General features: G+C 33.8%; 27 protein-coding genes. 10 read left to right on the forward strand and 17 right to left on the reverse strand.

Going from position 1 to position 25,669, the window contains the following annotated elements; translation table 11 throughout:
* Positions 1-18: 18 nt before the first annotated feature.
* The gene (locus FF52_RS00730) at positions 19-1,059 is read left to right on the forward strand and encodes a sensor histidine kinase (RefSeq protein ID WP_008462128.1); all 1,041 of its coding nucleotides are present in this window, start codon (positions 19-21) and stop codon (positions 1,057-1,059) included.
* A gap of 3 nt (positions 1,060-1,062) precedes the next feature.
* The gene (locus FF52_RS00735) at positions 1,063-1,770 is read left to right on the forward strand and encodes a LytR/AlgR family response regulator transcription factor (RefSeq protein WP_008462130.1); all 708 of its coding nucleotides are present in this window, start codon (positions 1,063-1,065) and stop codon (positions 1,768-1,770) included.
* A 91-nt stretch (positions 1,771-1,861) separates the two neighbouring features.
* On the opposite strand, the gene FF52_RS00740 is transcribed toward FF52_RS00735, so the two are convergent.
* The 4 genes from FF52_RS00740 to FF52_RS00755 form a co-directional block, all read right to left on the reverse strand.
* Entirely contained in the window at positions 1,862-2,326 is a 465-nt protein-coding gene (locus FF52_RS00740; protein WP_008462132.1) for a DUF1456 family protein, read from the reverse strand.
* A 98-nt stretch (positions 2,327-2,424) separates the two neighbouring features.
* On the reverse strand, positions 2,425-3,459 hold the full coding sequence (locus tag FF52_RS00745) for an aminotransferase class I/II-fold pyridoxal phosphate-dependent enzyme (RefSeq protein WP_008462134.1): 1,035 nt from the start codon (positions 3,457-3,459) through the stop codon (positions 2,425-2,427).
* A gap of 2 nt (positions 3,460-3,461) precedes the next feature.
* Positions 3,462-4,472: a dipeptide epimerase gene (locus tag FF52_RS00750; RefSeq protein WP_008462136.1), complete on the reverse strand. Its 1,011-nt coding sequence runs from the start codon at positions 4,470-4,472 to the stop codon at positions 3,462-3,464.
* Between the two features lie 30 nt (positions 4,473-4,502).
* On the reverse strand, positions 4,503-5,300 hold the full coding sequence (locus FF52_RS00755) for an alpha/beta hydrolase (RefSeq protein ID WP_008462138.1): 798 nt from the start codon (positions 5,298-5,300) through the stop codon (positions 4,503-4,505).
* A gap of 57 nt (positions 5,301-5,357) precedes the next feature.
* On the opposite strand from FF52_RS00755, the gene FF52_RS00760 reads away from it, so the two are divergent.
* Complete coding sequence (locus FF52_RS00760; protein ID WP_008462140.1) at positions 5,358-5,759, forward strand: TerB family tellurite resistance protein; 402 nt, start codon at positions 5,358-5,360, stop codon at positions 5,757-5,759.
* On the opposite strand, the gene uvrB is transcribed toward FF52_RS00760, so the two are convergent.
* From uvrB to rlmF, 4 genes are all read right to left on the reverse strand, one after another.
* The gene (uvrB, locus tag FF52_RS00765; protein ID WP_008462141.1) at positions 5,756-7,747 is read right to left on the reverse strand and encodes an excinuclease ABC subunit UvrB; all 1,992 of its coding nucleotides are present in this window, start codon (positions 7,745-7,747) and stop codon (positions 5,756-5,758) included. The two genes, FF52_RS00760 and uvrB, sit on opposite strands and share 4 nt — an antisense overlap.
* A 142-nt stretch (positions 7,748-7,889) precedes the next feature.
* A complete protein-coding gene (locus tag FF52_RS00770; protein ID WP_008462142.1) occupies positions 7,890-8,828 on the reverse strand; it encodes an alpha/beta fold hydrolase in 939 nt (312 codons plus the stop codon).
* Between the two features lie 85 nt (positions 8,829-8,913).
* On the reverse strand, positions 8,914-9,150 hold the full coding sequence (locus FF52_RS00775; protein WP_008462143.1) for a hypothetical protein: 237 nt from the start codon (positions 9,148-9,150) through the stop codon (positions 8,914-8,916).
* A gap of 81 nt (positions 9,151-9,231) precedes the next feature.
* A complete protein-coding gene (gene rlmF / locus FF52_RS00780) occupies positions 9,232-10,182 on the reverse strand; it encodes a 23S rRNA (adenine(1618)-N(6))-methyltransferase RlmF (RefSeq protein WP_035690540.1) in 951 nt (316 codons plus the stop codon).
* 208 nt (positions 10,183-10,390) lie between these two features.
* Here rlmF and FF52_RS00785 point away from each other — a divergent pair, with 208 nt between their 5' ends.
* Positions 10,391-11,131, forward strand: coding sequence for a hypothetical protein (locus FF52_RS00785; protein ID WP_008462145.1), 741 nt, complete (start codon positions 10,391-10,393; stop codon positions 11,129-11,131).
* A 2-nt stretch (positions 11,132-11,133) separates the two neighbouring features.
* Here the strand turns inward: FF52_RS00785 and FF52_RS00790 are convergent, their stop codons facing one another.
* From FF52_RS00790 to trmD, 9 genes are all read right to left on the reverse strand, one after another.
* Positions 11,134-11,793 carry a thiamine diphosphokinase gene (locus FF52_RS00790; RefSeq protein ID WP_008462146.1) on the reverse strand — a complete coding sequence of 220 codons (660 nt, stop codon included), beginning with the start codon at positions 11,791-11,793 and terminating at the stop codon, positions 11,134-11,136.
* 65 nt (positions 11,794-11,858) lie between these two features.
* On the reverse strand, positions 11,859-12,314 hold the full coding sequence (locus tag FF52_RS00795; protein ID WP_008462147.1) for a RidA family protein: 456 nt from the start codon (positions 12,312-12,314) through the stop codon (positions 11,859-11,861).
* 81 nt (positions 12,315-12,395) lie between these two features.
* Positions 12,396-12,839, reverse strand: coding sequence for a DinB family protein (locus FF52_RS00800; RefSeq protein ID WP_008462148.1), 444 nt, complete (start codon positions 12,837-12,839; stop codon positions 12,396-12,398).
* Between the two features lie 2 nt (positions 12,840-12,841).
* Positions 12,842-13,324, reverse strand: coding sequence for a GyrI-like domain-containing protein (locus FF52_RS00805; RefSeq protein WP_008462149.1), 483 nt, complete (start codon positions 13,322-13,324; stop codon positions 12,842-12,844).
* Positions 13,325-13,326: 2 nt separating this feature from the next.
* A complete protein-coding gene (locus tag FF52_RS00810; protein ID WP_008462150.1) occupies positions 13,327-14,148 on the reverse strand; it encodes a DUF4249 domain-containing protein in 822 nt (273 codons plus the stop codon).
* 30 nt (positions 14,149-14,178) lie between these two features.
* Positions 14,179-16,563, reverse strand: a complete 2,385-nt coding sequence (locus FF52_RS00815; RefSeq protein ID WP_008462151.1) for a TonB-dependent receptor — start codon at positions 16,561-16,563, stop codon at positions 14,179-14,181.
* A 141-nt stretch (positions 16,564-16,704) separates the two neighbouring features.
* Positions 16,705-18,924 (reverse strand): NADP-dependent isocitrate dehydrogenase, encoded by a 2,220-nt coding sequence (locus FF52_RS00820; RefSeq protein ID WP_008462153.1) that lies wholly within the window; start codon positions 18,922-18,924, stop codon positions 16,705-16,707.
* Between the two features lie 283 nt (positions 18,925-19,207).
* Positions 19,208-19,558, reverse strand: a complete 351-nt coding sequence (rplS, locus tag FF52_RS00825; RefSeq protein WP_008462155.1) for a 50S ribosomal protein L19 — start codon at positions 19,556-19,558, stop codon at positions 19,208-19,210.
* Between the two features lie 215 nt (positions 19,559-19,773).
* The gene (gene trmD, locus FF52_RS00830) at positions 19,774-20,454 is read right to left on the reverse strand and encodes a tRNA (guanosine(37)-N1)-methyltransferase TrmD (RefSeq protein WP_008462158.1); all 681 of its coding nucleotides are present in this window, start codon (positions 20,452-20,454) and stop codon (positions 19,774-19,776) included.
* A 181-nt stretch (positions 20,455-20,635) separates the two neighbouring features.
* On the opposite strand from trmD, the gene FF52_RS00835 reads away from it, so the two are divergent.
* From FF52_RS00835 to FF52_RS00860, 6 genes are all read left to right on the forward strand, one after another.
* The gene (locus FF52_RS00835) at positions 20,636-20,986 is read left to right on the forward strand and encodes a hypothetical protein (protein ID WP_008462159.1); all 351 of its coding nucleotides are present in this window, start codon (positions 20,636-20,638) and stop codon (positions 20,984-20,986) included.
* A 204-nt stretch (positions 20,987-21,190) separates the two neighbouring features.
* A complete protein-coding gene (locus FF52_RS00840) occupies positions 21,191-22,063 on the forward strand; it encodes a sugar phosphate isomerase/epimerase family protein (RefSeq protein ID WP_008462160.1) in 873 nt (290 codons plus the stop codon).
* Positions 22,064-22,159: 96 nt separating this feature from the next.
* Complete coding sequence (locus tag FF52_RS00845) at positions 22,160-22,984, forward strand: archaemetzincin family Zn-dependent metalloprotease (RefSeq protein WP_237718509.1); 825 nt, start codon at positions 22,160-22,162, stop codon at positions 22,982-22,984.
* Between the two features lie 2 nt (positions 22,985-22,986).
* Positions 22,987-23,328, forward strand: coding sequence for a cupin domain-containing protein (locus FF52_RS00850; RefSeq protein ID WP_008462162.1), 342 nt, complete (start codon positions 22,987-22,989; stop codon positions 23,326-23,328).
* 165 nt (positions 23,329-23,493) lie between these two features.
* The gene (locus FF52_RS00855; RefSeq protein WP_008462163.1) at positions 23,494-24,648 is read left to right on the forward strand and encodes an MFS transporter; all 1,155 of its coding nucleotides are present in this window, start codon (positions 23,494-23,496) and stop codon (positions 24,646-24,648) included.
* 42 nt (positions 24,649-24,690) lie between these two features.
* Positions 24,691-25,623 (forward strand): peptidylprolyl isomerase, encoded by a 933-nt coding sequence (locus FF52_RS00860; RefSeq protein WP_008462165.1) that lies wholly within the window; start codon positions 24,691-24,693, stop codon positions 25,621-25,623.
* Positions 25,624-25,669: the final 46 nt, after the last annotated feature.

Consider the following 25,669-nt stretch of genomic DNA (forward strand, 5'->3'; position numbering starts at 1 on the left):
AGTTAATTATCAAAAACTATGAAATCAAAAATTCCTTTTTACTATCATATTGTTCTCTTTTTTTTGTTGCTTCTAACCTATATTTTCTGGGATATTGGACTAAATAATAGAGAAGTAAAATTTGTATTGCAATCTATTTATTTAGGAATTACTCCAGCTTATTTATTGGCTGTCTTTATTATCTACATTCTTAATTTTTATCTTTTTTGTAATTGGTTTTTAAACAAAAAGAAATTACTCTTTTATATTCTAACAATTCCAGCTTCGTTATTGCTATTTACTGCTGTTCGTTATTTTTTGGAAGAAGTTGTTTTGTATAGTATCACAGGAATGCACAACTATTATGAAGAAGCAAGGGAAATTACCTATTACATAAAAGACAATTTTTTCTTCGGATTGCCAGCTGTAATTTTAAGTGCATTAACTTTTTTGTTTTGGCAGTTCCAAACCGCACAGCATCAAAACCAGGAATTGCTTTTGGAGAATAAAAAAGCAGAGTTTCAAATGCTTAAAGCACAGGTTAGCCCACATTTTTTGTTTAATACGTTGAATTCTTTTTATAGTCAGTTGGTTTTGAAAGAAGACGAAATGGCTGATGATATTTTGGTGCTTTCCGATTTGCTTCGATACGTTATTACCGAAACAGATAAAGATGAAGCCATACTTTCAAAAGAAATTCAGTTTATTCAAAACTATATTCATTTGCAGAAAAAACGTTTTGAAGATCAGCTGTTTTTAGATTTTACAATTGAAGGGAATTATTCAAACGAAAAACTCATTTCTTCGGCTTTGGTACATTTTGTGGAGAATGTTTTTAAACACGGGAAATTAAATGATGAAAAGGAAAAAGCTCTTATTTCTATCAAAATAACAAACGGTTTTTTAGAGATTTTGACTTTCAATTATAATGTAAGCGGAGAAAATTATTCCTCTACCGGAATTGGTTTTGAAAACCTTACCAAAAGACTTGAGTATATGTACAAAGATCAATTTATTCTTGAAAAAACAGAAGAAAACAATACCTTTAAAACGTACTTAAAAATACCGCTAAAAAAATAATCTATGGCTTTTAAATGCATTATTGTAGACGATGAACCACCTGCAACGAGAATATTGGAAAACTATATAGGAAAAGTAAATTTTCTTGAAAAAGTTGGAGTTTTTAATGATTCCTTAAAAGCATTGGAATTTTTAAACACACAATCTGTTGATGTGATTTTCTTGGATATTCAAATGCCGCAGTTAACGGGATTGCAGCTTTCTAGAATCATTTCGAAAAATATAAAAGTCATTTTCACAACCGCTTATCCAGATTTTGCTTTAGAAGGTTTTGAATTGAATGCAGTCGATTATTTATTGAAACCGATTTCGTTTGAACGTTTTTATCAAGCGGTTTCAAAGGTGAATTCAGAACCTAAAATAGAAATCTCAAATCAGAGCAATCTGCCTGATTTTCTTTTTGTTAAAACAGATGGGAAGAATAAATTTCAGAAAGTGTTTTTGAGAGACATTTTATATATAGAAAGTCTCCAGAATTATGTTTGCATTCATACAGAAAAACAACAGATTATAACGCATTCGTCTTTGAAAAATGTAATTGAATCGTTACCGGAAAATGAGTTTATACAGATTTATAAATCATATGTTGTTTCTTTAAAACACGTTGAATCGACAGATAATTTTTCGGTATTTATCAATGGAAAAGAACTGCCGATAGGTGCGACTTTTAAAGATGCTTTTTTTGATAAAATAGAGGAGAATAAAATTTAAAAAAAGATAGCCACGAATTCACGAATTTTTATTTTCAAAGATTATCAAAAATAATTCGTGAATTCGTGGCTATAAAAACTTTAAGGTTAAATTATTTCTTATTCTTCCCGTTTTTGTAAACCACTTTTTCTACAACAACCGGTTTTCCATTTCCTTTTGGGAATGATTTCTTCTTAGGCTTTCCAGCAGCAGAACCTGATTTTGATGGACTTTTATCGCCTCTGTATTTTTCAGAATCTTTTGGAGCAGCTTTAAATTCTGGTCTTTCTTTAGAGGTTTCTCTTTTCGGAATTTCAGCTTTATGCTTTGCTAAAACCTCGTTTGGATTTTTAGGGTTTTCTTTCGTTCCTCTTAAATGAATCACCAATCCGTTTAAGAAATTGCGTAAAACCTGATCGCCACATTCCATGTAATTCGGATGATCCTCTGCTCTAAAAAAAGCGCCCAATTCTGATCTAGAAATTCTGAAATCTACTAATTCTAAAATTTCAACTATTTGGTCATCACGGAGCATCAAAGCCACGCGAAGTTTTTTAAGTATATCGTTATTTGTCATAATTATTGTTTCATGTTTAAAGTTTCAAGTTTTTCCAATCGTTACTTGAACTTAAAAACCCATTATTTGCTTTTTGCAAAGGTAGTTTTTTTAAATGATTAAAAACGAGAATTAAAATCATTTAAAACGTTTACAAGTTTATCTAAATCCTGTTTAAGATGATTGGCAGTAATCACAATTCGGTTTAAAGGTTCAGCTTCTTTTTTATATCTGAAACTGGCAATAATAATGTTTTCGTGTTTTAGTTTTTCAACTAATTCATTCGATAAAAGATAAATTAAAGGATAGTTTTTATCAAATAAGATAGTGCTGTTTTTGATTAAAATCGAATCAATATAATTTAGATTATCCAGCAGTTTTTGATGCTGTACTTTATATATTTCTCTGGCATCAGGAAGTGTCTGCACAAAAGCAGGATTCATTCCTGCGGCACTTGTAAAAGTTTCCAATTCTTTGATTTGATTTATAAATTCAGAATCGGAAGCAATTACACCGCCAGTTAATCCAAAAGCTTTTCCTAATGAAGAAACCATGATTTTTCTTTTAACGGGAAATTCAATTGAAGAATAAATTCCACTACCATTTTTGCCAGTAATTCCTAGCGAATGCGATTCATCAATTACTAAAGTAATTTCTTTGCTTTTTGAAATTTTTTCTAAAAAAGATAAATCGGCAGGTTTTGTTTCAAAAGATGGAATTCCGTCAGTTAGAATCGTTATTTTCTCAGATTTTGAATCTAATAAACGGTTATTTAAATTTCCGTCTAAGAATATCGGAAAACTATTTTCAGTTTGGATCGCATTATGCGTATCATTCAAATGAAAAAAGCAATCAGTGTGCTTTTTCATTAAATCAATAACCAATTTTCCAGCCAGCATTCCTGAAGAAACCGTAACAGTCTTTTCAGAACCAATATGAGAAGCCAAAAAGCTTTCGCCTGCATCATAAGCTGACAGCTGAATATTTGCCATTCTGGAGCTTCCGTATGTAGTTCCCCAATTCAAAATGTTTTGAATTACTAATTCTTGAAACTCTTTGTTTGTTGGAAGTCCCAAATACGCAGTTCCGCCAAAATACAAATACTGTTCTTGGTCAATTTCAATAACTCGATCTGGAAATTTATCGACTGTCATTTTTATAAAAGTGTAACACCAGTTCCGTTAAGATCTGAATAACTTACAATGCCATCTTTTATGGTTACTCCCGTCGCAATATCTTCTGCTAAAAGAAGTGCGCCGTCCATATCTACATAATCCAATTGCGGAAGCAAATGCGCAATTGCAGAAATTCCGACAGTAGATTCCGTCATACAACCCACCATGGTTCTTAAACCTAATTTTTTAGCTTCCTCAATCATGCGTTTTCCAGGAGTCAGACCACCACATTTTACCAGTTTTACATTCACGCCATGAAAATGATTGTGGCATTTTGCTACATCTTCTTCGATAATACAGCTTTCATCAGCAATTACAGGAAGAACAGAATGTTTAAAAACTTCTTTATGTCCTTCCCAATTATCGGCTTTCATGGGCTGTTCTAAGAATTCTACGCCCAGTTTTTTCAATTCAACAGCGTTGTTGATGGTTTCTTCGACTGTCCATCCGCAGTTGGCATCAATTCTGAAAACAGCATTGGTGTGTTTACGCAGTGCTTTTACAATTTCGATATCTTCTTTGGTTCCTAATTTAATTTTATAAATCGGCCAAGGAAGTTCCTGCATTTTAGAAACCATTTTATCGATAGAAGCAATTCCGATTGTATAATCCGTCATTGGGTTTCTTTCGGTGGTGTAATTCCACAATTCGTAAAGTTTTTTACCTTTTTTGCGAGCATACAAGTCATTATAAGCCAAATCCAACGCGCACAAGGCAAACATATCCTCTTTTAAATACGGATGGATTTTTGCCCAAAAAACTTCTGGAGTTTCATTCTCAGTATTTTCAATAATAGATCTGATTTTTTCTAAATCCTGCATCATCATTGGAACCGTGATATTGTAATACGGATTTGAAGTGGCTTCTCCAAAACCAGAAAAACCATCGCTTTGCAATTCGACAATTAACGAAGGCTGAAAATCAATAGACTCTCTCGAAATGGTAAAAGTGTGTTTTAGCTTGAGATTGTATTCTCTTAAAATTAGTTTCATTGGTATGCGATGTTTTTGTTTTTTTTTCAATTAATAGCCCAGCCAAAGAATTGCTTCTGCGAAATGATCTCGCCAAAGTTTTTCATTGTGTTCTCCGCCTTTTACAATTTTAGTTTTGTCTAGATGAAGGCAATAACAGCGTTTTGTATCTAGTAAACGTTTCATCTTAGTCAAATCGTTTACCATGTCATCACTTTCTTTATCGCCGCACAGAAAATAAATTTTCGTTTTGATTTTAGGTTGTTTTTCTGTAAAAGTATAAATCTCAGGAGAAAACCAGAATGAAGGTGAAAAAACGCCTGCTTTTCCAAAAACTTCTGGATATTTTAAAGCACCGTAATACGAAACCAATCCGCCAAGTGAGCTTCCAAAAAGAATAGTGTTTTTTGCTTTTGTTTTGGTTCTGTAATTTTTATCGATATGTGGCTTTAATGTTTTTACAATGAATTCTAAATAATTATCGGCATTTCCTCCTCCATATTTTTCATTTTTGAAAGGCGTTAATTCGTCAATCCGTTTTTCATTTCCATGTTCGATTCCTACTACAATTACTTTTGCTTTTAAACTGTCCAATTTTTCGTCAACATTCCATTCCCCAGAATACGAAGTTTTAGCATCAAATAGGTTTTGAGCATCGTGCATGTAAATAACGCTGTATTTTTTCTGTATATTTTCAGAATAATTTTTGGGAAGATAAATCCAGATTTTTTTTGAAGTATTGAGCTGAGGTGCTTCAATCGTAAAAGTCGATACATTTTTAGAAGCGGTGCTTTGTGCTTTGCTGATAAGAGTAAATAGAAGTAAAATTATCAAGAAAATCTTCTTCATTATTCGTGTTTTGTATTTTTATTTAAAAGCAATATTTTAGCTAAAAATAAGAAATTGATGAATACAGAAGCAGAAAAAAGAAGTTTACTTTTAGAAATGATTACATTGGCCACTGTAGACGGACATTTGCACAAACGTGAGCTTGAATTTTTAAGACTTGTAGCTGTAGAATTGAATATTAGCGAAGAAGAATTTCAGGATTTATTTCATCAGGAAACCAAATCGTTGCCCATTCCATCTGAGATGCAACGCATTAATCAGTTTTACAGGTTGGCTTTGCTAATGCATTGCGACGGTGTTTTACATGAAAGAGAATTTCAAACTATCCAGCAGATTGCTTTACAAATGGGATTGAATCTTGCTGCGGTGAAACGTGTTTTAGAAATGATGAAAAAATCTCCCAATACCGTAATCAATCCAATAGTTTTGCTAGAGATTTTTAAGGAACAGCATAACTAAGCCAGCTGTTCCTGTAGTTTTTTAATTTCGTCACGAAGTTTGGCAGCTTGCAAGAAGTCTAATTCTTTAGCCGCTTTTTCCATCGTTTTACGTTTTTCGCGAATCATTTTCTCTAGCTCTGTTTTAGACAAATAAGCTGTTTCCGGTTCAGCTGCAACAGGAATCGGATGTCCTAATTCATATTCAACCAACGGATTTTTGGTAAATGCGCTTTCGATTTTTTTGTTTAGCGCTTGCGGAACGATATTGTTTTCTACGTTGAAATTAATCTGTTTGGTTCTTCTGTAATTGGTTTGGTCGATTGTTCGCTGCATGCTCGCTGTGATTTTATCAGCATACATAATGGCTTTACCATTTAAGTTTCTCGCCGCACGGCCAATAGTCTGCGTCAAAGATCTGTGATTTCTCAAGAAACCTTCTTTATCGGCATCTAAAATGGCAACAAGCGAAACTTCTGGTAAATCCAAACCTTCACGAAGCAGGTTTACTCCAATTAAAACATCAAAAAGGCCTTTTCGTAAATCCTGCATGATTTCAATACGCTCTAAAGTATCAACTTCAGAATGGATATAACGGCATCTGATGCTTACTTTTGTTAAATATTTAGTCAATTCTTCAGCCATTCTTTTGGTTAAAGTGGTCACTAAAACCCTTTCGTCCAATTCGCAACGAACCTGAATTTCCTCAATTAAATCATCGATCTGATTTAAACTTGGACGAACTTCGATTTCTGGATCTAATAACCCGGTTGGACGAATAATTTGTTCTACATAAATTCCATCAGATTTCTGTAGTTCGTAATCGGCAGGAGTTGCCGAAACGTAAATCACCTGATTTTGCAATGCTTCGAATTCTTCGAATTTCAACGGACGGTTGTCCATTGCAGCTGGAAGTCTGAAACCATATTCAACCAAATTTTCTTTACGGCTGCGGTCGCCTCCGTACATGGCATGAACTTGCGAAACGGTTACGTGACTTTCATCTACAACCATCAAATAATCGCTTGGGAAATAATCTAGAAGGCAGAAAGGTCTTGTTCCAGCTTCACGTCCGTCAAGGTAACGCGAGTAATTTTCAATTCCAGAACAATAGCCCAATTCGCGAATCATTTCTAAATCAAAATTGGTTCTTTCTTCCAAACGTTTGGCTTCGAGATGTTTTCCGATTTCTTTAAAATAATCAACCTGTTTCACCAAATCCTGCTGAATTTGCCAAATCGCACCTTGTAAAACTTCTGGCGAAGTCACAAACATATTGGCTGGATAAATGGTTAATCTCTGAAATTTCTCTATAACTTGAGAAGTCTTGGCATCAAATGATTCGATTTCTTCGATTTCATCTCCAAAGAAATGAATTCGATACGCATCATCTGCATAACTCGGATAAACTTCAACCGTATCTCCTTTAATCCTGAAAGTTCCAGGGTTAAAATCGGCTTCTGTTCTGGCGTATAAACTCTGTACTAAACTATGCAATAATTTAGTTCTTGAAATGACCTGATCGCGTTTGATTTCAATTACGTTCTTTTTAAATTCAACTGGGTTTCCAATACCATACAGACAGGAAACTGATGCCACGACCAAAACGTCGCGACGCCCTGAAAGTAGAGAAGAAGTGGTGCTTAAACGCATTTTCTCCAATTCTTCATTGATAGATAAATCTTTTTCAATGAAAACTCCGGTTACGGGCATAAAAGCTTCAGGCTGATAGTAGTCGTAGTACGAAACAAAATATTCAACAGCATTATTTGGAAAAAACTGCTTGAATTCTGAATATAACTGTGCCGCCAATGTTTTATTGTGCGCCAAAACCAAAGTTGGCCTTTGCACTTCCTGAATTACATTGGCTACGGTAAAAGTTTTTCCGGAACCTGTAACTCCCAATAAAGTTTGGTATTTATCTCCGTCGATTACACCTTGCGCAAGTTTTTGTATGGCTTGAGGCTGATCTCCTTTTGGACTATATTCTGAGGAAACTTGAAATTTCATTTGCGTATACTGAAAATTTGGTTTTGTAAAGATACGAAGTTTGTGTAAGTAAGTAATTTAAAGTCTGTCCCGAATTGTACTAATTTGCACAATTATTCAAAGCTAATTTGTCAAAGTTCATAAAATTAGATCCAGCAAAATCTTAATCTAAAAAATTAATTACAGCATCATTCACCGTTTTGGGCTGATCGATAGTTAGAAAATGCCCAGCATCTTGTACAACTTTGGTTTTACTGTTTTTTAGATGTTTATGTGCTCTTTCTAAACTTTCTTCCGAATTAATAACGTCTTTGTCGCCAATTAAAACTAAAACTGAATTTTGAATAGATTCTAATTCTTTATCTGAAAAGGGCATCATTTTGAGCATGCTGGAATTGGATTTTGCATATTTATTGGCCAAATAAAACTGCCTTTTGTAAATGCGGCTTATATTTTCTGGATGAGTTGAAAAAGTGTTTAATGTTTTACTGAATTTCTTTTCGCTAGGAAAAAGTTTCAGCATTAACGCCGAAGTCGTTTTTCTAGGTTTGTCAAGAAATTTGAAAGTTTGGGCAGGACTCAGTAAAACAATTTTATCAATTGAATTTGGTTTTTGAACGGCTAATAAGGTCGCAATCCAGCCACCTCGTGAAGCGCCAATAATATCAAAATCCTTTAATTTATAGTGAGTAAAAACTTCGTTGTAAAAAGTAACAATATCATCTGACGAAAGCGGTTTTGCTGTCAAATTGGATTTATTGGGTTCCATGATGAAATCAATCGCGTAAATGCGATGATTTTTAGAAAAAGCTTTAATATTGGGATACCACATGGTAGAACTGGCATCCATTCCGTGAAGCAAAACCAGATTTTTTCCATTTTTTGGGCCAGCCATTACAACATGCGCTGTTCCGAAACTTGTTTTTACATCTTCTTCGGTGTACGGAATGTTCCAAAGTTTTAAAGCTTTATCGTAAGAGGTTTGATAATTTACTTCTTCGCTTTTGGTTTTAAAAACATAGTCTTCGTATTTCGTTCTTTTTGAAGCGCAACTTGTCACTAAAAAAAGTACAATGACTACTCGGGAATATAGTTTTGACATGGTAATAAAATTCAATTTTCAGCTTAAAGTTACGGGTAGAGTGGGCGAAAAGTGTATCAGAATTTTATTTTAAAATATCATAATTTTAAGATTTATCGTTTTTGGAAGTCAGATAATAAATCTGAACAAACGCTAAAATCGCATTCGGAATAATTACAGGCCAAAGCCATTGGTTGAAATCTCTGTAATCGTTTAAAAAGATACCGTAAATGACAAAGCAGATACAGCCAAACATATTAATGAATCGGATTGTTCGAAGATTTTTGAGCAAAAAACCGCCAACAATAAATACAGATGCGAGGTAACCAACATATTCTGCCATGGTCTTGATTTTAAGTATTTTACAATAAATGTAGCAAAAGTAAACTGCAAAATCAAGATTTTGGCATTGGAAATGAATGTGTTAAAAGAAATGTTTCTGCGAATTTTGGTTTTCAAAAAAACTCCAAGCCACAATTCTGCTGTTTTTTTGTCCTTGAGACATCTCGATTGTTTTTACCGAAGTGGCATTTACTTTTTTCAGGATTTTATAAATCGAAGCAAGATTTTCTTTTTTAGAAACCAAAGTGGTAAACCATAAAACCTGCGAAGGATATTTGGAACTTTCGTAAATCATTTGGGTTATAAATCCGATTTCACCACCATTGCACCATAATTCTGCATTTTGTCCTCCAAAGTTTAAAACAGGATTTGCACTCTTTTTTTCTTTCGGATTTAAATTAGAAGTTTTCCTCGAAGCGCTTTTATTGGCTTCTTCTGCTGATGCATGAAAAGGCGGATTGCACATTGTGAATGTAAAACGATCTTCGGGCGTGATAATATTTTTAAAGATAAATCGGGGTTCTTTTTGTTGTTGTAAACTGATAGAATCGATTAATTTTGGATTAGCTTCAATAATTTTGGTACAATTTTCAATTGATTTTTTGTCAATATCGGTTCCGACAAAGCTCCAGTTGTAAATAGAATTCCCTAATATCGGATAGATTAAATTTGAACCCGTTCCGATATCTAATCCTAAAACTGTACTAGTTTCAGGAATTTGATTGTTATTGCTTTCTGCCAATAAATCGGCGATGTAGTGAATATAATCGGCACGTCCTGGAATTGGCGGGCAAAGGTAATTTTTAGGAATATCCCAGTTTTGAATATTGTAATAGGTTTGAAGTAAAGCCTTATTTAAAGTTTTTACAGCAAGTGGATTACTGAAATCAATCGTTTCGATTCCGTGTTTATTGATGAAAATAAATGCTTTTAATTCGGGACAATTTGAAATCAGTTTTTCGAAATCATATCGGTTTCTATGAAGATTTCTTGGGTGTAAATTGTCTTTTTGCGAATTGTTTTCTGCTTTCATTTTCATTGATTTCGATTGCAAAGATAGGTATTCCTTTTTTGGAATTAGAAGTCAGTAGGAATGATCTATTTTGTAGCAACGGATTTTGATTTGTTGATATTAGAGTAATGATATTCGCATAAGTTTTGTAGAAATGATGCATAATTTTATCTCGATTTAATTCTATATTTATAAAATTAAATCGAGATAAAATTATTGCTGTCACAATATGTTAGAATACGAATTTTTCAAGAATGAAATCGGTACAACCTATCTTAGCATTAAAGGTAAATGGGAAGGTTTAAATGAGTTAGGGTCTTGTAGTATAGATTATGTAGAAGAAATTTTAGATAATTTGATAAAAGTATTAAAAGACGAGATTAAAGATTATGATTTTGGTTTCGAAATATATTCTGTGGAATGCACAAAAGAAGTTTCTAAAGTTATTGATACTTTTGATGGATGGAAAGAAATTGGAGAAATTGAAACTTCTGATGTTTATAAGTTAATGCTAGATATAAAAGAATTGCTTAAAAGTAATTCTGTTATTTCTAAAAAAGTAGAAAAAAGCACTTTTAATTCTGACCAAGTTATAGGCTGTTTTTTTGATGGTGAAGATCTTTATCCAGTAAAAGATGGTTATTTTAACTGGCTTCCTTCTGATAATTCGGTTTGGTATAATTCGTTTGTTCAGATTTATGATAAAAGAATTTACATCATTCAGGAAAACGTAAAAGTCTTATCTACCTTTAGATTTTATAAAAAAGAAGAACTTGAAATAATAGCTAAAAAATACAATCTTAAAATAAAAGAAGAAAACAGTATTTTTTATGCTTTTTGCGAGCCTCACAGCATAGCGCAATTTCAAATAAGCGAAAACGATGAATTTGCAGTAATTTATTCTTTACAAGGAAGTAATGGCCCTGAGAGTATTTTTATTTATAAAGTTATAAACAAAGAAATTATATAAAACTAATCAAAACATTCCATTAAAAGCAAATCTCCGTCGCGATGTGTAATGGTTACAATTCCGTCTTTTTCGACAGAATTACTGCTTCCGGTTCTGTAGCCCATTTTGAGCGTATCGTTTTTTAGTTCATATTTCAAGTTCGTTGAATAAATTCCATTTACAATTCCAATTGGAATAAGCGAAATTGGGGTGTCTGCCGTATACCATTTTTCGAATTTTGTAGGCAGTAGGAATATTTTAGAATGGTCATCAAGAATTACAATTTTTAGTAAATCTCGGTAACGAACAATTTGTGTAAGGTTTGTAATTGTATGATCGGCACGCTTTCCGGTTGCCCAGACGACATTTACGGCTGGAATTTTTCTTTCGATAAGATAATCAAAAGCCTTTTCTAAATCGGTTTTATCCTGATCTGGCGTATGAACGATTTCGATTGGGAATTGTGATTTGTAAATTTCTGGATCAAATCCGCGATCAAAATCGCCCAAAAGAACATCGACTTTTATGCCCAATTCAATCACTCTTTCGATAGCCGAATCTAAAACAACAACCAAAGGAGACCATTCTAGCAATTGTCCTAATAATTCAGGATCGCAAGCAGCGCCATTGGCAATGATTAAAGCAGGTTCCTGATCGTCTCGGACTATATGATGTGATGACATGTAAGTTTTTTTGAATGAATTACAAATGTACAAAAGATATAGTCTTTGGCAGAAAATGTCTTAAGTTAATTGGCTTTAAAAGCAATTGCATCCACTTCGATGAGCATTCCATCGAGCGCTAATTTAGGAACAGGAATTAATGTGCTGGTAGGAAATGGTTTGCCGTTCCATACCTTGCTAATTTCTTCTTCCCATATTTTTAATTTTTCAGGAGAGTGATCAACAATCAGGATTGTAATTTTCATTATATTTTCTGGTTTTAGCTGGTAATTATTTAAAATTACTTTTAGGTTTTCAAGAGCAGTTTTAACTTGTATTCTAAAGTCAGGGTTTAAAAAATGTTCTTTGCCCAAACCGCCGCTTTGCCCTGAAATATAAATAAATTCGCCAGGTGTTTTTACAGAAGATACATGGCTGAAACCATATGGAGCTGGATTAAATAATGAATCAGGATTTTTAAAAGTTTGCGCTTTTGTTTGGAATGTAAAGGCGCATAATAAAAGAGAAATTAAATATTTCATGTTTTAAAAATTAAAATTAAGATTACAAAGATTTCGTAATTCTAATTTTTAAAACATTTACATATGTTGAGAAGCTGTTTTTTAATCTAAAAGTCTTCGGTGATAATTAATTTGGCCTAAATGATAGGCTAAATGAGTTGAAAGATGAATTAAGAAAAATCCAGTTTTCATTTCTTTTTCGAAAACAATCTGCGGGTATATCGCTTCTAAATCGGCCTCTGTTAAGTTGTCAAGGGCGCTGTTTACAACTGAAATGGTGTCTTCAATTTTTTGAACTAATTCTGATTTCGGAATGTTTTTCAACGAAAACTCTAAAGGACGATTTCGAATATACCCCGTTTTGCCGATTTCTGCGCCAATATATGTGTTTAAATTTCCAATTAAATGAAGACAAAGATTTCCTGCTGAATTGGAGATGTTTTTATCAATTGTCCAGATCGAACTTTCAGTGTGATACGATTCAATTTCGCTTTTTAGTTTGTTTAAATCTCGATTGAAAAGTGTTTTTAGCGTTTCTAGTATCATACTTAATTTCTGTTTTTTATCGGAATCCAGATTTCTTCTTCAGAAGCTGGATCGTCTTTCTTATATTTTTCATTCATAACGGCAAAATGCGGTCTGTCGTCTACCGTATATTCAGAATTTGGAAGCCATTCCGTAAAAATGTAATGATACGTTTTATGTCCTTCCGAGGCGGGGCCTATATGAAGAAAAACAGCATACAAACCGTCAGGAACAATTAGCGTCTCCATTCCTTCGGGAATAGCTGAATAATCTGAGACTTCTACAGCAGCCCACTTTTGGAAACTGTCATTAGGATCAAAATTATCAAAATGATTTTCTGCGTAGACTTCTAAAGAATATAAATTAGCATTAATTGTATTGCTAATTTTTTTTCGATTTGGCATAAAACCATTCCATAATTGAAAAGTTTTATTCTCTATAAAAGACATTTCTAAAAAATGTCCAATGAGTTTTTTCTCGGTTAAGTTTTTGATTATAGGTTGCATAATTACTCTATTTTGTACTTTTTTGTACTGGTTTCGCTTAGGGAGAAATAACCCAACGGATAATTGTTTTTATCTGTTGTATTGATAATGTTTCCTTTTACCGTTGCGGGCGGCGACTGAAAGGGACCTCCAACATTGCTGCCCGCAATGCTGACTAAAATATTCATGTAATTATAATATTGTTTTGAAATTCCGTAATGCGTTATTTCGACTTCATCTCCAGTTTTTAAATCTTCATCAACGGTACTGCTGAAAATTTCATTGCCTTGATAGAATTTATCTTCAGAAACATAATAATTGGAAGTTATTTTATTCGAATAAACATATTTAAATAAATAAAAATTATCCTCGTCTCCAGGATCTGTAAAGTAAGCTTTTATTTCGGTGTCCTTGCCTGTAAAACCGCCATCATTTTTCTGTTCGATTCTTGTAATTGGCGCGACCGATTTTAGAGTTTCTGTCGCTGTGTATGTATTTCCTTTGCTGATAACGGTTAAAGTATATTGTTCATTAAGCTGAGGTATGAAGTCATTGCAGATGTAGCGTCCAGATTTATTGAATTCAACGAAATTAAACGTCTGATTTTTGCTATTTTTTATGGAAATTATAGCATTGGATACGACAGGAATCTGACTCTCAAAATAGCCTGTTGTCGTAGAAAGTTTTATAACCTGCTGTTTTCCAGAAGTGCCTTTTTCCCAATTGATAGCAGCTTCAATTACCAATTTCGGAGGCGCGGTGTCTAAGTCGACATCAACTACTTCTTCACAGCTAGTGAAGAATAGGGATGTAAAAAATGCGATTAAAAAAACTAATTTTCTCATAAGTATATTTTTAGTTTTTGAACTGATTTTCTAGAATTTGAAATTATAACTTACCGCTGGAACAATTCCGAAAATAGATAATTTCACGGCTTCATTTACACCTGTGTCAACATTTTGCCTAAAGTTGATTGACGCAGCATTCATTCTATTATAAAGATTGTAAATGCTGAAAACCCATTCGCCTTTCCAGTTTCTGTCTTTGTTCTTTCTTGGCGTTAAAGTGGCAGAAATATCCAAATGATTGTAAGAAGGAAGTCGGTTTTCATTTCGTAAGCCATAACTCGGAACCACAATTCCTAAATATTCATACTGTCCGTTCGGATATGTTACAGGCTGTCCTGACTGCAATACAAAGTTAGCGCCAAAAGACCATTTTTCGTTTAAATTATAAGCTGATGTAATGGCTAAATTATGTGTTTTGTCATAAGCCGAAGCATACCATTTGCCATTATTGATGCCTGTTTCCTCAGGTGTTCTTCCTGGAGTCTGCTGTTCTGATCTTGATATGGTATAGGAAATCCAGCCATTAAATCGGCCTTTGTTTTTCTTTACCATCAATTCTAAACCATATGATCGCATATGACCGTTTAAAATAACCTGCTCGATGGCATTGTTGGCAATTAAATCGGCTCCGTCTATATAATCTAATCGGTTTTGTATTTTCTTGTAATAGGTTTCTACTTCCAAAGAATAGGCGTCATCATAGATATTTCTAAAATAACCCAGAGCTACTTGATCTGCAAGCTGAGGTTTGATGTAATTGTCACTCGGCATCCAGACATCAAGAGGAGTTGGAGAAGAGGTGTTGGAAATCAATTGAAGATATTGCGCCATTCGGTTATAGCTCGCTTTGATCGATTGGTCTTCATTTAATTGATAAGAAAGAGAAAAACGCGGTTCAAGATTATTATAACTCTGAATGACTTTGTTCTTGCCAAAATATTTTGTTGAAGTTGGCGTACCTTTTTCATAAATCTGCATATCATTATTAAAAACCACTGGCTGGTTGTTGTCGTAATAATTAATAGTGGATGCGCCTAATCTGTAAAATAAGCTGTAACGCAATCCGTATGCAACGGTGATTTTTTTAGAAAGCTGACTTTCAGCATCTAAATAAACAGAAGGTTCAAAAGCGTATTTTTTGTCTAATTGATCTGGATTGATTCCTGAATCTTCGCCAGTTGGCTTTATGGTTCCGGGATTGAAATCATAGTAAATTCCGTTTACACCATAATTTAGTTTTAGTTTATCTGAAAGATAATGTTTGAAATCGTATTTAATATTATAATTTTTGATTCCAGAGTCCCAGTTGAATCCCACAAAATCAAGATCTAAACCATAGTAATAATCGCTGTAAATTAAAGAGAGATTGGAGAATAATTTATTTGAATACAGATGATTCCATCTCAGGTTTAAAGTTGAATTTCCGTAGGTATTAGTAAAACTTTTGTTCAGCCTGAAAACGTCTCGTCCAAAATATCCAGATAAATAAAGACTGTTGTTGTCATTGAGTTTATAGCTTAATTTGGTGTTTAAATCATAAAAATAGGCGGCATTATCTTTGTCATCTTCAGAAAATTTGAGAAAAAGATGTGCATAAGAAGCTCGTCCGCCAATCAAGAAAGAACCTTTGTCTTTTACAATTGGGCCTTCAGCTAATAAGCGACTTGAAATTAACCCAATTCCGCCATTCATATGGAAATCTTTACTGCTTCCATCTTTTTGATAAATTTCTAAAACAGAAGAAGCTCGTCCGCCATAGCGTGCCGGAATTCCGCCTTTATATAATTTTAAATCTTTAATAGCATCAGGATTAAAAACAGAAAAGAATCCGAAAACGTGAGAAGAATTAAAAATAGTTGCTTCATCTAAAAGAATCAAGTTTTGATCGGCACCGCCTCCGCGAACATTAAATCCAGAAGCACCTTCACCTGCATTGGTTACTCCAGGAAGTAATAAAATAGATTTTAAAACATCTACTTCGCCTAAAACTACCGGCATTTTTTTTATGGTAGAAATGGAGAGTTTATTCACACTCATTTCTGGCGATTTGACGTTTATTTTGCCTTTGTTTTCTGTAATGATAACTTCTTGAAGTTCTTCGCCATTTCCCTCGCTGATAGAAAAATTGGTTTTTGTATTTTGATTTAAAAAAATGTGCTTTTGAATAGTCTGATAGCCAACATAACTGATTTCGATTTCGTATTCTCCTTTTGGAGCTGAAAGCGAATAAAAACCGTATTCGTTTGTTGTGGTTCCTATTTTTAAAGATGGAATAAAAATGTTTACTCCAATTAAAGTTTCATTGTTTTTGCTGTCGCTGATGGTTCCGCTTAGAGTGAATTTTTCCTGCGCAAATGAGGTGAAAATCGTTAAAATAAAAAGAAAAAATGTGCAGGTATTTTTTGTAATCATTATATTGATTTTGATTTACATAGTTAACAATTCTTACTAAATAATCTCGCGGAACTTTTGTTAAACATAAGTTAAGATAAAAAAAGGACAACCTTGCGAGTTGTCCTTTTTGTTTATTTACAAATACAGATGTATTCTGAATTATTTGATTTTAGCAACAATAGCGTTGAAAGTTTCGCTAGGACGCATTGCTTTGCTTACCAATTCTGGAGTTGGCTGGTAGTAACCTCCAATGTTTTGAGGTTTACCTTGTGCACCGATTAATTCAGCATCGATTTTAGCTTCGTTAGCTTCAAATTCAGCAGCAATTGGAGTAAAGATGGCTTTCAATTCAGCATCTTTAGTTTGAGCAGCCAAAGCCTGAGCCCAGTAGAATGCTAAATAGAAGTGAGAACCTCTATTGTCAATCTGACCCACTTTACGTGCTGGAGATTTATCGTTTGCTAAGAATTTATCATTAGCTTGGTCTAAAGTCTCAGATAAAACAATTGCTTTAGAATTGTCTAAAGTTTGCCCTAAATGCTCTAATGAAGCACCAAGAGCTAAGAACTCTCCTAGAGAATCCCAACGTAGGTATCCTTCTTCTGTAAATTGCTCAACGTGTTTAGGAGCAGAACCTCCAGCGCCAGTTTCGAACAATCCACCACCGTTCATTAACGGAACGATAGAAAGCATTTTTGCAGAAGTTCCTAATTCTAAGATTGGAAATAAATCTGTTAAGTAATCACGTAATACGTTTCCAGTTACAGAGATAGTATCTAAACCTTTGATGATTCTATCTAAAGTAAATTCAGTAGCAGCAACTGGGTTTAAAATACGGATATCTAAGTTTGTAGTATCGTAGTCTTTAAGGTATTTTTGAACTTTTACGATCAATTCTCTATCGTGCGCTCTGTTTTCGTCTAACCAGAAAACAGCAGGAGTACTAGATAAACGAGCTCTGTTTACAGCCAATTTAACCCAGTCCTGAATAGGAGCATCTTTTGCCTGACACATTCTGAAAATATCATTTGCTTCAACGTTTTGTTCCATTAAAACATTTCCGTTTTGGTCAACTACACGCACAACACCATCACCTTTAATTTGGAAAGTTTTGTCGTGAGAACCATATTCTTCAGCTTTTTGAGCCATTAATCCAACGTTAGGAACACTTCCCATAGTTTTTGGATCAAAAGCACCATGTTTTTTACAGAAATCGATAGTTGCAGTATAAACACCAGCATAAGATCTGTCTGGAATAACTGCAAATGTATCTTGCTGTTTTCCTTCTTTGTTCCACATTTGTCCAGAAGTACGGATCATTGCTGGCATAGAAGCATCAACGATTACATCTGAAGGAACGTGTAAGTTTGTAATTCCTTTTTCAGAATTAACCATTGCCAAAGCTGGCCCGTTTGCGATTGCTTGATCGATAGCGGCTTCAACTTCTGCTTGTTCTGGTCTTCCAGCAATTTTAGCGTAGATATCACCTAAACCATTTCTAGTGTCAATGTTTAATTCAGCGAATAAAGAAGCGTATTTTTTGAAAACATCTGCAAAATATACTCCAACGATAGCGCCAAAGATGATTGGATCAGAAACTTTCATCATGGTAGCTTTTAAGTGAACAGAAAGTAATACTCCTGCAGCTTTAGCTTCAGCAATTACGTCAGCAGCAAAAGCTTTTAATTTGTTTACACTTAAAACAGAGCTGTCAATGATTTCTCCAGATTTTAATGGAGTACTTGCTTTAAGAACAGTTGTAGTTCCGTCTTTAGCAACAAATTCGATTTTTACATCATTAGCTTCGTTTACAGTCAATGATTTTTCACTTCCGTAGAAATCACCGCCTGACATAGAAGCTACCTTAGTTTTTGAGTCAGCAGACCAAGCACCCATTGAGTGTGGATTTGCTTTTGCAAAGTTTTTAACGGCTCTTGGAGCTCTACGGTCAGAGTTTCCTTCACGTAAAACTGGGTTTACAGCAGAACCTAGAACTTTTGCATATTTTGCTTTAATTTCCTTTTCAGCATCGTTTTGCGGATCTTCTGGGAAATTTGGTACGTTGTATCCGTGCGATTGTAATTCAGCAATTGCCGCTTTTAATTGCGGTACAGATGCTGAGATGTTTGGTAATTTAATAATGTTAGCTTCTGGCTGAGTTGCTAATTGGCCAAGTTCTGCCAATGCATCTCCAGTTTTTTGAGCATCTGTCAAAGAATCTGGGAAGTTTGATAAAATTCTTCCTGCCAGCGAAATATCTCTGGTTTCGATTTCAATTCCAGCTGTTGCTGTAAAAGCTTGAACAATTGGTAAAAGAGAGTAAGTTGCCAATAAAGGCGCCTCATCAGTTAAGGTGTAAAAAATTTTTGATTTTGTCATTTTCTTTTTTTTTTTTTATAATCGTATCGTCAGGAGTTAACGATGTAAAAGATATATTCGGCTCAAAATGAGCGGAGCAAATATAATAAAATCACAACGAAAACGGTTGAGTTTTCCCGAGAAAAGACGAAATTAACAGATTGTTATTTCGAGCTCGTTAAATTGCTAAATCGATGATTTTGGTATTAAAAAATTACGGTTTTGTTAGTGTTGAAAATGGAACATAAAAAAAACTCGTTTCAAAGAGTATGAAACGAGTTTTTTATAACATTTTGATAAATGATTATCTTCTTTTATCTTTAATCTTAGCTTTTTTACCAGTAAGTTGTCTGAAGTAGAAAATTCTAGCTCTACGTACAGCACCTTTCTTGTTCACTTCGATTTTTTGTAAAGCTGGTAAGTTTACTGGGAAGATACGCTCAACACCAACAGATCCAGACATTTTACGGATAGTAAAAGTTTCTGTAACACCAGAACCTCTTCTTTGAATAACAACTCCTTTAAAAAACTGAGTTCTTGTTTTTTCACCCTCTTTAATTTCGTAGAAAACAGTGATTGTGTCTCCAGCTCCGAAATCTGGGAAATCTTTTTTAGCAACGAATTCGTCTTGAACGAATTTTAATAAATCTGCCATGATAATTTAAATTATGGTTTTTATATTAGAGCAACATTCACGGATCTCGCCAGAGGTTGGTCAAATTCGGGTGCAAATGTAAAAAATAATTATAAATTATGAATTATAAATTGTAAATTATTTTTAGTTTCTTTTGTTTCAAGTTTAAGATTTCAAGTTGTTGCTGTCTAGAGTTTTAACTTAAAACAAAAACAGCTTTAAACTTGAAACTAAATTTAATGTCCTTCCAATAAATCTGGACGTCTATTTTTAGTATGTTCGTAGGCCATGTCTTCACGCCATTTATCTATTTTGGCTGCATGTCCGCTGGTTAGTACTTCTGGAACTTTCCATCCTTTATAGTCTGCAGGTCTTGTATAAATTGGGCCTGATAACAAATTGTCTTGAAAACTATCAGTCAATGCTGAGGTTTCGTCACTTAAAACGCCAGGAATTAATCGGATTAATGCATCAGATAAAACTATGGCACCCAATTCTCCTCCAGATAAAACGTAATCCCCAATAGAAATTTCTTTTGTAATGAAATGATCTCTAACTCTTTGGTCAACACCTTTATAATGTCCGCATAAAATAATAATGTTTTCATACATCGACATTTTATTCGCCATTTTTTGATTTAAAGTTTCACCGTCAGGAGACATATAAATTACTTCATCATATTCGCGTTGGCTTTTCAAATGTGTGATGCAATCATCTATCGGCTGAATTGTCATTACCATTCCAGCACCTCCACCAAAAGGATAATCATCTACACTTTTCTGTTTGTTGGTGCTATAGTCACGAAGATTGTGAAAATGCACTTCGACCAAACCTTTGTCAATGGCGCGTTTCATAATAGAGGCCTCAAACGGACTTCTTAATAATTCAGGTAAAAGAGTAATAATGTCAATTCGCATTTCTATTCGATAATTTCTTGCTGGCAAAGATACAAATAATGCTATTGAGTGGTTTGATAATAATTATATAACATACTTAATAAATTGTGTAAAATTTATTGTATTAACTTTAAGTATTATTACAATCCTAATTATCAAGGTTTAATAGCCAAAATCCAAAACATAAATTCAATCCCTTATTATGAAAAAAACAATATTACTGCCTGTAGTACTTGCGCTATTTTTTTCCTGTGCAAGCACTAATTCTGCTACAGTAGCTGTAGGAGAAGCCAAATCGAAAGTGCTTAAAACTTTAGGAAATCCTATAAGGACTTTAGATAATAATCAAAATGGAGAAATTCTGGTTTATGCAGATCAGGTTTTTACTGATGATGGTACGTCATTGGCTGGATCAAATTACTGGCGTTACAATTATGTATATATAAATAAAGATGGGAAAGTCACATCGACACGACAAGAAAAACAGAATTATCCGCCGCAAGCAATTGATTCTCAAAAACAGGCCGGTTTGTACCAACTGACATCTAAATAATTTTTCCGATTATCATGAAACAATTCGTATTTTTAAAATTAATTTTAAAAATACGAATTGTTTATTTAATGACTTCATCCAAAATAAAAATACTCGCCATATCTGGCGGCATCAGAAAATAACTCCAGTAGCTTTAAAATTTTGGAGAAAACTTTAAAAATCAATTTTTATAATATATTTACTTTCTGAAATTAAATCATTAAAATGATTAGCAGAAGAAACTTTATCGTAACCACAGGTCTTGCTGCAACTGCAGTTTTGGCTTCACCATCATTTGCACTTACTATGAATAAAAAAGAAATAGGTTTACAGCTGTATACGCTTCGTGATGAACTTCCTAAAAATGTAAAAGGAACTTTAGAAAAAGTTGCCAAAGCAGGTTATACGACTGTTGAGACATACGGTTTTTCAATTAAAGATCAATTTTGGGGATTAACGCCTCAAGAATTAAAAAAGATTCTAGATGATAATGGGTTAAAAGCGGTTAGTGGACATTATAATTTGGGAAGTTTTTTGTACGACGGAAATACTGCAGAATTAATCGCAGCAATTGAGGCTGCAAAAGTTCTTAAAAATGAATTTCTGACTGCTCCATGGATAGATGAGCCTTTTAGAAGAAGTATAGAAGATTATAAAAAGATCGCTGCTCGCGTAAATGAAGCCGCAAAAATGTGCAAAAAAGCAGGTTTAAAACTGGCTTATCACAATCATGATTTTGAGTTTAAGAAGTATGATGGCGTTACAGGTTACGAAATTCTATTAAAGGAAACCGATAAAGATTTGGTGTATTTTGAGCTAGATTTATACTGGGTAGTTCATTCTGGCAATGATCCTTTAAAACTATTTAAAGAAAATCCAGGGCGTTTCAAAATGTGGCATGTGAAAGATAAGGATAAAAATAATAACGATTTGAATACTGAAGTTGGTTCTGGAACAATTGATTTTAAACCTTTCTTCTCGGAAGCAAAACAATCTGGAATGGTTCATTTTTTTGTAGAACAGGAAAATAATTTTGCTTCAAATTCTTTTAATTCTATACAAACGAGCTGTGATTTTATTTCGAAAAATCTAATCTAATTCATCTATATGAGGAAGCTTCTTTTGCTAGTATTTGTGGTTCTTTGTTCATGTCAATCTGATAAAAAAGAAAAGGCAAATTTAAAGATACAATTAATGCCGCAGAAAATTTTACCGCCCGCACCTTATTTTGTAGATATTAAAATGAATGATGTTAAACTTGGGAAACCAGCTTATGGAGATTGGTTGTTTTCTCATAAAGAAAATGGACAGAGTTTTGAGCAATTTGTTCGAACTAAACATGTTGTTCCAACCAAAGAAGAAAATATTATTTATTTGCAGCCTATAGGAAAGTTCAATTCAATGCAAATAAAACAAATTGAATTAGTTCGTCAGTATTTGCAAATATTTTTTCAATTGGAAACTAAGGTTTTAGAAAATGTTTCAAATGATATTATTCCGAATCATGCTAGACGAATTGGAGATGTCGGACAAGAACAGTTTTTGGCGGGATACATTTTAACTGATGTTTTAAAAGAAGAAAATCCTAACAAAAGAATTGCTTTAATGGCAATAACTGAAAAAGATTTGTACCCAAAACCCGAATGGAATTACGTTTTTGGATTGGCATCTTACAGAGATAAAATTGCAGTAAGTTCGATGTATAGAATGCAAAAAGAAGCCGATTTTAATTTGGGTTTAGAACGCTTGCTGAAAATTTGTTCGCATGAAATAGGGCATATGTTTGGTCTGCATCATTGTATTGAAGCCAGTTGTGTTATGAATGGAACCAATAGTATGATAGAAACAGATTCGCATTCTATTAGATTGTGTTCTCTTTGTCAAAGAAAATTAAATTCGGGATTTAATTATGATAATTTAAAGAGATTAAAAGAGCTTGAAGCGTTCTTTCAAAAGAATAATCTAGATGAAGGATTGGCATTGATGAAAAAAGATTTTGAGAAAATTAAAAATAAATAGAAATGAGTACTAGCAAAGAATTTATAAAAGGAGACGAAATCGAATGGGAAGTAGTCGGTGAGGGAATCAAACGTAAAATTTTAGCTTTTGATGAAAGAGTGATGCTGGTAAATGTTCATTTTGAGAAAGGAGGAATCGGCACTTTGCACGACCATTATCATTCGCAAGTTACATACATTGCAAGTGGAAAATTTGATGTTACAATCAGCGGTGTGACACAAACTTTAAAAGAAGGAGATAGTTTTTATATTCCGCCACATGCTATACACGGTGTTGTTTGTTTGGAAACGGGCATGTTAACAGATGTTTTTAGCCCTGCTAGAGAAGATTTTTTAAACTATTAATATGTTTTTTGAAGAAATAAACTTATTAAGTATTTAAGTTTAAATGAACTTATATCGCTTATATGGTTAAAAAAAAACTTAAAATTTATACTTTTTTTAAAGTTTTGCTAAAGATTAGAGTGGTATTTTTGCAGCATGAATTTATCTAAAACTAATGTACTGTTTATGGCAGTTTGCACTGGTCTTATAGTTGCAAATCTTTATTACTGCCAGCCTTTGATTGTTTTAATAGCCAACGAATTTAAAATTCCAGAAGAAAGTGCCGGAACAATAACCTATCTGACTCAGGCGGGTTATGCTATAGGATTGTTTTTTATGGTGCCGCTTGGCGATAAAATAGAACGAAAAAGGCAAATTTTGATGACTACTTTTGCTACTGTAATTGCTTTATTGATTGCAGCAACTGCCAAAAGTTTTCTTGTTTTGCAAATCGCTTCATTGTTAATTGGAATCACTTCTATTGTACCGCAGCTTATTTTACCTTTGGCAGCTTCTTTAAGCGCGCCTGATCAGCGTGGAAAAGTTGTTGGGACTATTATGAGCGGGCTTTTAGTCGGTATTTTGCTTTCGCGAACATTGAGTGGGTTTATTGGTCAGGTTCTGGGCTGGAGATCGATGTTTTATATCGCAGCAGGAATTTGTCTTTTGATCTTTTTTGTGATTCAGAGCAAATTTCCGCAGAACAAACCGCAATTTCAAGGGACTTACGCACAGTTAATTCAGTCATTGTTTACGCTTATAAAAACACAACCAGTTTTGCGTGAGGCAACGGCAATCAATGTTTTTAGTTTTGCTCAATTTGGAGCGTTTTGGACTACAATGGTGCTTCTGCTTTCTGGAAAACCTTTCGATTTTAATAGTGCTACAATCGGTTTATTTGGAATTGTTGGCGCATCTGGAGCTCTAGCAGCACCTCTTGTTGGGAAATTGGGAGACAAAGGGAACTCAAGAATTGCAGTTGGCTACGGCTGTTTATTGGTATTATTAAGTTTCGTTGTCTTTTATTTTGCCATTGGAAGCGTAATCGGGATTGCAATCGGAATTGTATTTATCGATATCGGAATTCAAGGCGTTCACATCTCCAATCAAACGAGAGTTTATTCCTTATTGCCAGAAGCAAGAAACAGATTGAATACCGTATTTATGTCACTGACATTTTTAGGGACAGCGGCAGGATCTGCATATGGCTTATTATTATGGAAATTTGGCGGATGGCCAGCTGTAACAATAGGCTGTATGGCTTTATCTTTATTATCATTGACGATTTACGGACTTACTTATAAATCAAAATCTAAAAAAGCGAAAGCGCAAATTGATTAAGAAATTAATTTGTAAATTTGCGTTCAAATTAAAAATAACAACATGGAAAACGGAATATACGCTAAATTCAATACTAGCAAAGGTTCAATTTTAGTAAAATTGACTCACGATTTGACACCGGGAACTGTAGGTAACTTTGTTGCTCTTGCAGAAGGAAATATGGAAAACAAAGTGAAACCTCAAGGGCAAAAATTCTATGACGGATTAACTTTTCACAGAGTAATTGCTGATTTCATGATTCAGGGAGGTTGCCCAAAAGGAACTGGAACAGGAGATCCAGGTTACAAATTTGATGACGAATTTCACCCAAGTTTAAAACACGATCGTCCAGGAGTTTTGTCTATGGCAAATTCTGGTCCTGGAAGCAATGGTTCTCAATTTTTCATTACTCACGTTCCGACTCCTTGGTTAGATAACAAACATAGTGTTTTCGGACATGTTGTTGAAGGACAAGACGTTGTTGATGCAGTTGCTCAAGGTGACAATTTAGAGTCTGTTGAAATTATCAGAGTAGGTGAAGAAGCTCAAAAATGGAATGCAATTGAAGCTTTCATTGGTTTAAAAGGTGCTCGTATGAAACGTGAGGCAGCTTTAAAAGCAGAATCTGAAGCAAAAATGGAACAATTGGCTGCTGGTTTTGATAAAACAGAAAGCGGTTTACGTTATAAAATGATTCAAAAAGGTGAAGGTAAAAAGGCTGAAGCTGGAAAAACAGTTTCTGTTCACTACGAAGGATCTTTAGAAAACGGAAAAGTATTTGATTCTTCTTACCCACGTAAAAAACCAATCGAATTCAAATTAGGAATTGGACAAGTTATTGAAGGATGGGACGAAGGTATTGCTTTATTGCAAGTGGGTGACAAAGCTCGTTTTGTAATTCCTTCTGATTTAGCTTACGGTCCATCTGGTGCTGGAGGAGTTATCCCGCCAAACGCAGTTTTAATTTTCGACGTTGAATTAATGGACGTAAAATAAGAGTTTATAAGCAATTTAGTATTGTTTTAAATAATAATCCCATATG

The organism is Flavobacterium sp. F52 (assembly GCF_000278705.1).
Lineage (GTDB): Bacteria > Bacteroidota > Bacteroidia > Flavobacteriales > Flavobacteriaceae > Flavobacterium > Flavobacterium anhuiense.